Origin of the sequence: Acinetobacter sp. MF4640 (assembly GCF_002018895.1) — a bacterium.
Lineage (GTDB): Bacteria > Pseudomonadota > Gammaproteobacteria > Pseudomonadales > Moraxellaceae > Acinetobacter > Acinetobacter johnsonii.
The window spans coordinates 1-8,822 of the sequence record NZ_MVOM01000083.1 but is presented as its reverse complement, the minus strand read 5'-3'; the positions used below and the strand labels follow the sequence as shown (position 1 = coordinate 8,822).

Below are 8,822 nucleotides of genomic sequence, written 5' to 3'. Positions count from 1 at the left end.
GGATAATCTTTTTCAGATTCAATCAATAATTGAACCGCTCTTTCTCTGATTTCAGGGGTATATTTTAATTTTGTCATCGGGATAGTCTCTCAGAATATTGACTCTCCGACAAACCCGGTACGATTCAAAATGCCATAAGATAATACTCTTCCATTTACCATCAAGTAAGCCTATGGCAGCTTCAACAGAACATCCTGGTGTGCAATCAAAACGCGAATGTTTTAGCTTACCCATTTCAATAGTATCCTTTTGGTAACTATAAGACGAATTTGTCTGTATAACGGCTTTGTTGCACAAAGATTTCATAACTATATGATTTTAAAAGTTTTGATTATTTTTTGATCCAAAATTAAATTTATTTAAATCAGATGCTTACATATTTATGCAACAAAGCCGTTTCATTGTACCAAATGGATTTTGAGGACTATTTGTATTTGTCCCACTCAGGTGCTTCTATGCGGAACCGTTTACCACTGAAGTATTGGAAGCAAACCGATACAAAAGTGAATGGTTTTGAGTTGGATATGAACCATATGTTTTCCCTCGGCAACTTTGGGGATTTAAAAGTAGGTGGCTTTGCAGATTTGGTCAAGAATAAAGCGACACATCCTGATCGTTTACGTTTAGCCAATGATGGAATCTATTTGCCCAATATGCCAACCAACCGCTATGGTGCAAATATTGAGTGGACATTAGAGAATTGGTCAGCGCGGCTGTCTAGTATTTATTATGACAAACCTCGTTACCTAGGTAAAAATGTGGGTGAGGAAGTACCATTGCCTGCATACAATTTGCTTGATTTAGATATTCGTAAAAAAATGACGTTGAAAAACGCCAGTTTTGATCTTTTTATCAATGGTTCTAATTTGCTGGATGAAGATGCACGGCCACAAAACTCTCCATTAAAATATATTGCACCCTTACCAGGTAGAGCTTTCCAATTAGGCATAACGATGCATATTTAATATATTATCCTCACCATAAGTCTAGATAGAGCGCCGTGTGGCGCTTTATCTTTATTTAAGTTAAATCAAAACAGTGCTTTGTGAGTATTAAAAATCTTAAGTATGGAGGATTTTGTATAGTTGTGATTATTTGAATACCCAAGAGCTATTTCACTGTTCCTGCTTTTTGCATTTCTTGGTAAAGCTGATCAAGATAATGTTGTTGTTGGACGTTATCTTTAAAGTATCTTTGATAATTCACACTACAACTATCGATATCGGCGATATTATTGAGATTGAATGTCCAATCATCCGTATTTTTAACACGAATGCCTAAGTCATCACTACATTTCTGCCAAAGTTGAGAAAATCGTGTCTGCTTATTGCTCGAGAGTTGGTTGAAACGTGCATAAACGCTGAAGCCTTTCATTTCTGAGTTAAAATATTTGTGAATAAAACCAATGGGTACACCAGCCCAATTCATGGATTGATCTTTTGGGAAGGAAATCCTGATGAGTTTTCTTTCGTTCAGTAATGAATCTTGTTGGCCTGATTTAAAATGTTGTTCTTCATATTCTAGTTTTGTGCCTATAGGTACATTGATCTTTTTCACGATCATTGGTTGTGTCGTGATGTAATAAGGATAATCAGACCTACTATTGCCGCCTGTAGGGTTCATATTGCCAACACATGCTCCCAAATTTGAGAGTAGGGCGATGCAAAAGATTAATCTAACTTTATCATTCATTATTGATCCTAAGAAACTGTATTTAAAGGCTATTTTATTTATCTAGAATACACACATAGTACACCTTATGCGAAACGTTTGAAATTTCACCTCTAGCCTCAATATTTTGGTTCAAGCTATTCTAAGGCTCAGCACACGACTAGGGCTTTTTTTAGATGCTACACTACTATTTTTAAGGACGTTTCAATTGATTGCAGGAAACACCTAATATAATTAAAATTTATGACAGCTATAAATAACTTGAATATTTTTTTTTTTCATGTATACTTGGCCTAACTAGAAAAAAGTAATGTTTAGTAAATCTTCTTTAAGTATCGCAGTTTTAGTCATAATCCTCCGTTGTTTCAGATATTAAGCTCCACTTTTATTATTTTCAAAGTTACATCTAGTCATTTATTTTTGACTAAAATTATTAAAATTCAGCAGGATATATTATGTCTACTACAGTTACCGGTACAGTTAAATGGTTTAATGAAACTAAAGGCTTTGGTTTCATTCAACAAGAATCTGGTCCAGATGTTTTTGCTCACTTTCGCGAAATCGCTAGTTCAGGCTTCAAAACATTGCATGAAGGCCAACAAGTGTCATTCAGCATAGAGCAAGGTCAAAAAGGCCCAAATGCTGTAAATATTGTTGCTTTATAAGAAGCATTAAATATAAAAAAGCACTGAACAGTGCTTTTTTAATGACTAAAAATTATTAATTAAATATTTATTCCTTGTTGGAATATATGAAAAAAACTGGTGAAAATTGAAAAAACTTAATACCTTAATTGCTAAATCTTCAAATGGTACTGAAATTATAGTCTCGTTAATTCCTCTAAATAAAATGCAAAATACCCGTGACGGCTTCAAATCTATTGAGGTGGGTAAGCGTGTGCTGCTTCAGTCTGGAATCGAAGTGGACTTAAATTTAGATGGTAGAACATTCTATACCGCTTTAAATCAATTATTTAAATTTAACTATAAAGTTGCCTAACTAAATATTTGATTATATTGTTTTTTAAATGAATTAATATTATAGGTATAGAAAAAATGTTAAAGAAAAATGTTACTGTCAAAGATCAATTCGGTACTGAATACTCTATTCAGGCAACTGTAGATAAAAACTCTTGCAGTACAATGTTGCATTCAAATTTAAGATATATCACTGTTGATGGCGAAGATATTCGTCCTGGTTTTGAAATGTTCTTCCAAAGTCTTAATAGCGATAAAATTTTTAAGTTGATCTGAATGTTATTAGTTTTAATTTGGTCGTGATGACTAATACAACAATTATCTTAACCAACCCCAATTACTCCTCCTCAAATATATTTGAATTATAGAACAGTTATTTTAGATAATTTGAAGAGGGCTATGTCAGGCAGAATACTTTTGTTAATAAGTAGTTTAATGACATAGCTAAAAAGTATTCCTAGCAAAAAATCTTCTGTGAATGTCAAGAAAAATTCATTTTATTATATAAATATTATAGGTTTAATGATTGTTAGCTTGTCCCCGAGGAATTCTTAATCTCCAAATTTCTTCCAATGATTGGTTTCTCGATGCAGCCCTTTGCCTATTATTCGTTATATTCCTAGCTCAATTCGCTCCTAAATGAGTTCACAGAAAGTTTTCCGAAAATGGGTTTTTAAAAACCAAATTCATAATAGGTGTCTGCTGCATGACAATATGACCTATATCGTATTGGAGCTCATTGAAAGTAAGTATAGAAATGCTAGCGTATGACGATCAACACCTGTTTGAAATGAAGGCTGCTTTTTCGTATTCAAGATAGAATTTACTGCATTAAAAATATAATAAAAAGTTTTACAATAAAGATAATAATAATTATCATTCTCGTAAATATTTTACAGAAGAGAAATAAAAATGCGCTTGTCACACTTTAGTCTTTGTCTACTTACGGCAGCTATTTGTACCCAACTGTATGCTGAAGACACAGCAACAAATGACTCTACAACACAAAATACTGAAGCTAAACTTCCAACTATCGTGATGACAGCAACACGTACACCGAAAAGCATTTCCGCAATTGCAGGAACTGTCCAAACCATTTCTGCTGATGAAATTGCGCAACAGGCTGGCCCAGGTCGTAAAGTTGCAGATGTTTTGGCGCAACTGGTTCCATCTTTAGCACCAAGCAGTGGAACGAGTAGTAATTATGGTCAAACTATGCGTGGACGTAATGTACTTGTAATGATTGATGGGGTATCACAAACAGGTTCACGTGATGTGTCACGTCAGTTAAATAGTATTAGCCCAAATATGATTGATCACATTGAAGTGGTTTCTGGTGCGACCAGTATTTATGGTTCAGGTGCGACAGGCGGGATTATTAATATTATTACCAAACGTGCCGATAAATCAGAACCAGTCAGTTTTCAAACCAAATTGGGTGTGACATCTGCCGATAATTTCCGCGGTGACAGCCTAGCTTATCAAGTGGGACAAACAGCTTCATTTGCAAATGATAAAGTCGATGGTTTTCTTGGCATAGACTATACCAATCGAGGTTCTCAATTTGATGGTAATGGGGATCGTATTTCATTAAGCCCTTGGCAGGGCAGCACCATGGATACCGATACTATTGATGTGAATGGTCGTTTAAACTTTAATTTAACTGACAACCAAAGTTTAAGTTTTGGTGCTCAGTACTATAAAGATGAACAAGATACAGAATATGGGCCTGATTATTCTTATTTACTCACAAAAACAGATCCATCTTACAAAGCGGTCAAAGGTTGGAGCTTAGATAATCAGCCTTTTACTGAACGTTATGCTTTTAATACGCAGTACCAAAATCAGGATTTTTTAGGGCAAGTTTTGAATGTTGAAGCATACTATCGAAATGAGAAGTCTCGCTTTGTACCTTATGGCTATTCAGCAGATGGTGTGAATGTAAAGCAAAGTCAATCTAATGTGGACTATGCTGGGATTCGTTCAACTTTACAGTCTGCTCTTGTAGTTGCTGACCGTGATTTAAAACTAACTTATGGCTTAGACTATGATTGGGAAAAAGACCATCAGTGGGCAGACTACTACACGCCAAGCAATAATGGTTTAGTTTATACCCCAACTGGAGAAAAACAAGGCTCAGGACCAGATACTGAAATTCAGAATATTGGTACCTTTATACAAGGGGACTATGCCGTAACTGATCAGCTTAATATTCAAGCTGGGGTACGTTACCAATATGTTCAGGCAGACACTGAAAGCTATTTAACGGCGCGTAAGCCTTATACATTAATGGCGGCAGACTCTACAGACTCGGATAAATTTCTGTTTAACTTAGGCACTGTCTATAAACTCACTGATACTCAACAAGTCTATGCCAATTTTTCACAAGGCTATAGCTATCCAGATGTACAGCGTGTATTACGTGATGTCGCAGCATATACTTTAACCACATCTGGTATTGCTCCAATCACTGTGAATAGCTATGAACTCGGCTGGCGCTTAAATCAAGACACAGGCTTAAATTTGGGCTTAACAGGTTTCTATAATACCTCTGATAAAGTCGTTCAATTTAACTCGGATCGATCTGTAAATGTTGTCGACACAGATCAGCGAGTTTATGGTGCGGAGGCAACAGTAAGTTACCCATTTATGGAAAATTATAAGGTGGGTGGAACTTTGGGTTATACAAGAGGCCAGTATCAGGATGTGGCCAATAACTGGCATGAGTTAAATGCTTTTGCAGTTTCACCAATGAAAGGCACATTGTTTGCAGAATGGAATAATGAAGATGGCTATGGTGTACGTGCTCAAATGCTTGCAATCAAAGGAACTGACAAAGCCTATAAAGATGACCTAGAGTTAAAAGCAGCTGGATTGAGTGATAGTAACAGTGCAGCAGAGATTAAAGGTTATACGACTATGGATGTATTAGCACATTTTCCAGTAGCGAAAGGCCGTATGGACTTTGGTGTTTATAATCTATGGGGTAATCAATATAAAACTGTATTCGCCCAACAAGCAGCAGTGACCAATGCCAACTCATTGTTAGCGATCCCAGCGGAAGGTCGTACTTTTGCACTAAGTTATGCCATTAATTACTAATGGTGCCTGAAGCATGTTATGTAGAACTTTTTAATTCTATCTAAAATAATCGGGATAACATTTTTAGTTAAATTCCTAAGATTTAACATATAACATCATTATTTTATGCAAGGCCATTCTAGAGCTCATGGAACTAGAATGGCCTTCATGTAATTTTACTCATCTGAATTATTTGTATGATTAATACCTCAAACTAACTTCTCGTCGAATTACACGCGACGAGAAGGCAACTTACAAGACCTGATTGTAAACTTCGAATCTACAAATTTTTAGGGGACTTGAGAGAATACGCATGATCTGTCCTCATAACCTATAAATGTAGAACATGCGCATAAACACTCAATTATTTTGTGTAAATATTCTATTTGTGCAGAATATGTAAATGATAATTAGTATACAATGATTCTCATTTGCAAATGGTAACTTGTGGTATGCAGTATTTCCCACCTAATAAAATTTGGCTTATCGTTCTTTCAACTCCTTTATTTAGTTCATATCTTTATGCAGCAGCATCTGAGCCAGTAGCAAGTTTAGCTCCTATAGTGGTGCAGGCTGAAGACGGGGAGGATGCTACGGAAAACAGTAAAAAATATAAAAAGAGTAAGTCTTCTCAAGCAACCAAAATGAATATTGCATTGAAGGAAACACCTCAGACAGTGACTGTTGTTACACAGCAAAGAATGCAGGATCAAGGCTTAGCGACTGTTGCAGACGTGATGCAACAAGTACCCGGAGTAAGTATTGGATATAACGATAGCGAACGCCCAAATTACAACGTTCGTGGGTTTGCAGTCGATAATATTCAAATTGATGGTATTGCATCATCTTATTCAGGTGTTAGTGGTTCCGTAATTGCTATGCCTGTGTTTGATACGGCAATTTATGATCACATTGAAGTTTTAAAGGGGGTAAATGGCCTAAACACTGGGCTGGGTGAGCCTTCTGCATCAATTAATATGGTCCATAAAAAACCAACACAAGAGCTTAATGCACAGCTTGGAGCAAGTTACGATACTTTCGATGGGCGAAGATTTACTGGAGATATTAGTGGCGGGCTGTTAGCTGATGATAAACTTAACGCACGTTTAATTGTTGCGACATCAGACGGTAGAACAGGGAAACATTATTATGAAAAGAATACAACAACGATTTCAGGATCATTAACGTCTAAACTCACTGATCAAACTCAACTTACTTTGGGTATTGATTACCAAGATGATGACCCTCACAGTCTTGGTGGAGGTGTACCAATTTTCTATAGCGATGGGAGTCAAACTAGCTTTTCATCAGAAGATAACTTTGGTTCGATGAACTGGGTGAGATGGCAACGTGAATTACAAAATAGTTATGTGTATTTAGACCATAACTTTAATGACAGATGGAAGGCTAAACTTTCATTCAGTCGACAGGATCTGGATGCATTTGCTAAAACATCATATGCATACAATGGAAACTTAAACAAAGATGGCACGGGTTTAAGTTATTCACATTGGGCATCTGAAGGGGATTTGAACCAAAATACATATGATTTAACAGTCAATGGACTATTCGATTTATTTAACCGAGAACATCAAGTGGTCTTTGGTTTTAATGGTTGGGATAGAGAAGCTAATGAATATGGACTCACTTACCCTACTTACTCAGCAGGAAATACAATTAATGATATTGAACATTTCTACGGAAATGCATCTCCTGATTTCAAACCAGAAAGAACGGGTGTAGACAAAACAACAGACACCAAAATGTTTGGAACTTTTATTAATACACGATGGAACATCGCAGACAAGTTTAAGATTTTCACCGGTGGACGTATGTCTGACTGGGAGACTAAAACCCGTAACTTCAATCAAGGCCAACTCATCAGTACGACTTCAAAGCAAAAGCAATCTAGTATTTTTGTGCCTTATGTGGCTGCTACGTATAACATTTTTCCAACTAGCACTATTTATGCAAGTTATACCGAAATCTTTAAACCACAGTCGAGTTTAGATGCTAATGATAATTTCTTGGATCCTGTTACGGGCAGTAATACAGAGCTAGGTTTAAAAAACAGTTTCTTTGATGATCGGCTAGACGTCAATGCGGCAGTTTTCTATGCTCAAAAAGACAATGTCGCTGAACAAATCGCTGGGACTGGGTTAAATGGCATTGAAGCGCGTTATAGAGCTGTGAAAGGTGCTAAAACGAAAGGCTTTGAAGTTGAAGCATTAGGTCAACTTACGGATGCATGGACGCTTACATTTGGATATGCATACAATGACACAGAGGATGCGAAAGGCAAAAAAATTAATACCGCAAATCCAAAGCAAACAGCTAAATTCAATACAAACTACCAGTTTAGTGGTGATCTTTCTGGATTGAGAGTTGGCGGTAGTTTAAATTGGTATGGTTCAAGCTATGATTATATCAATATGGGAACACGAGCTCAGCCTAACCTAATAAAAGCGGAACAAGAAGATTATGTTGTAGCAAGTTTGTATGGTGCTTATGATCTTAATGAGAAAACCCGTGTGTCACTAAATATTAATAATTTATTTGATGAGCAGTACTACACCCGCATCATTGCAAACTACAAAACTGGCTATATGGGAGACGGCAGGTCTGCTGTAGTTGCGTTAAATTATAAATTTTAAAATGTATGAAGTCGCATTTTTTAATGAAGGTTAGAAAATGCGACTTTTTAGGATCTAGAGTTTTAATATCGAGCTTAGAAAGTTTTAACTGGGGTAACTTATCGCTTTAAATGGATTTTAGCTTAAGGTACTGAGTGTGGAGATATACAGTTACGACCATTTGCTTTAGCAAGATATAATTGCTCGTCTGCTCTTCGTAGAACACTGGTTTTAAGCTCTTTCCTTTTCCAAGTCACTACTCCAAAGGGGCTTTGTTGCACAAACCTATCTGTAAAGGGTTTTTCAGCGATATAATTTTCAAATGAAGAAGCCTACACACAAAATCTACCGCACAACCAATTGGCCCGCATATAACCGAGCACTCATGAGTCGCGGAAATATTGCCATTTGGTTTGAATTCGCCCTGCTACGCAATGGTATGCGCCATCAAAAGGCAAAC

Annotated in this window: 6 protein-coding genes and 3 pseudogenes; 7 read left to right on the top strand and 2 right to left on the bottom strand. The window is 36.4% G+C overall.

Features of this window, described 5'->3' with window-relative positions; translation table 11 throughout:
• Positions 1-128 precede the first annotated feature (128 nt).
• A pseudogene (locus MF4640_RS19835) lies at positions 129-234 on the bottom strand (MarR family transcriptional regulator); the annotation flags it as partial.
• Between the two features lie 170 nt (positions 235-404).
• Between MF4640_RS19835 and MF4640_RS17680 the strand changes: the two are divergent.
• Positions 405-965 (top strand): annotated as a pseudogene (locus MF4640_RS17680) (TonB-dependent receptor domain-containing protein); the annotation flags it as partial.
• Positions 966-1,110: 145 nt separating this feature from the next.
• Here the strand turns inward: MF4640_RS17680 and MF4640_RS17675 are convergent.
• Positions 1,111-1,692 carry a hypothetical protein gene (locus MF4640_RS17675; RefSeq protein WP_078390398.1) on the bottom strand — a complete coding sequence of 194 codons (582 nt, stop codon included), beginning with the start codon at positions 1,690-1,692 and terminating at the stop codon, positions 1,111-1,113.
• Positions 1,693-2,126: 434 nt separating this feature from the next.
• Here MF4640_RS17675 and MF4640_RS17670 point away from each other — a divergent pair, with 434 nt between their 5' ends.
• The 6 genes and pseudogenes from MF4640_RS17670 to MF4640_RS19545 all read left to right on the top strand — a co-directional run.
• Positions 2,127-2,336 carry a cold-shock protein gene (locus MF4640_RS17670; protein ID WP_004693506.1) on the top strand — a complete coding sequence of 70 codons (210 nt, stop codon included), beginning with the start codon at positions 2,127-2,129 and terminating at the stop codon, positions 2,334-2,336.
• A 106-nt stretch (positions 2,337-2,442) separates the two neighbouring features.
• Entirely contained in the window at positions 2,443-2,670 is a 228-nt protein-coding gene (locus MF4640_RS17665; RefSeq protein ID WP_078390397.1) for a hypothetical protein, read from the top strand.
• A 56-nt stretch (positions 2,671-2,726) separates the two neighbouring features.
• Positions 2,727-2,924: a hypothetical protein gene (locus MF4640_RS17660; RefSeq protein ID WP_005399626.1), complete on the top strand. Its 198-nt coding sequence runs from the start codon at positions 2,727-2,729 to the stop codon at positions 2,922-2,924.
• A gap of 636 nt (positions 2,925-3,560) precedes the next feature.
• Positions 3,561-5,750, top strand: coding sequence for a TonB-dependent receptor (locus MF4640_RS17655; RefSeq protein ID WP_078390396.1), 2,190 nt, complete (start codon positions 3,561-3,563; stop codon positions 5,748-5,750).
• Between the two features lie 431 nt (positions 5,751-6,181).
• Entirely contained in the window at positions 6,182-8,383 is a 2,202-nt protein-coding gene (locus tag MF4640_RS17650; RefSeq protein WP_161944393.1) for a TonB-dependent siderophore receptor, read from the top strand.
• 301 nt (positions 8,384-8,684) lie between these two features.
• Positions 8,685-8,822: pseudogene (locus MF4640_RS19545) on the top strand (IS5/IS1182 family transposase); the annotation flags it as partial.

Bases quoted from the DNA above. Each gene is read 5' to 3' on its own strand.
- MF4640_RS17675 (WP_078390398.1), bottom strand. From the start codon at position 1,692: ATGAATGATAAAGTTAGATTAATCTTTTGCATCGCCCTACTCTCAAAT.
- MF4640_RS17660 (WP_005399626.1), top strand. From the start codon at position 2,727: ATGTTAAAGAAAAATGTTACTGTCAAAGATCAATTCGGTACTGAATAC.
- MF4640_RS17650 (WP_161944393.1), top strand. From the start codon at position 6,182: ATGCAGTATTTCCCACCTAATAAAATTTGGCTTATCGTTCTTTCAACT.
- MF4640_RS17655 (WP_078390396.1), top strand. From the start codon at position 3,561: ATGCGCTTGTCACACTTTAGTCTTTGTCTACTTACGGCAGCTATTTGT.
- MF4640_RS17670 (WP_004693506.1), top strand. From the start codon at position 2,127: ATGTCTACTACAGTTACCGGTACAGTTAAATGGTTTAATGAAACTAAA.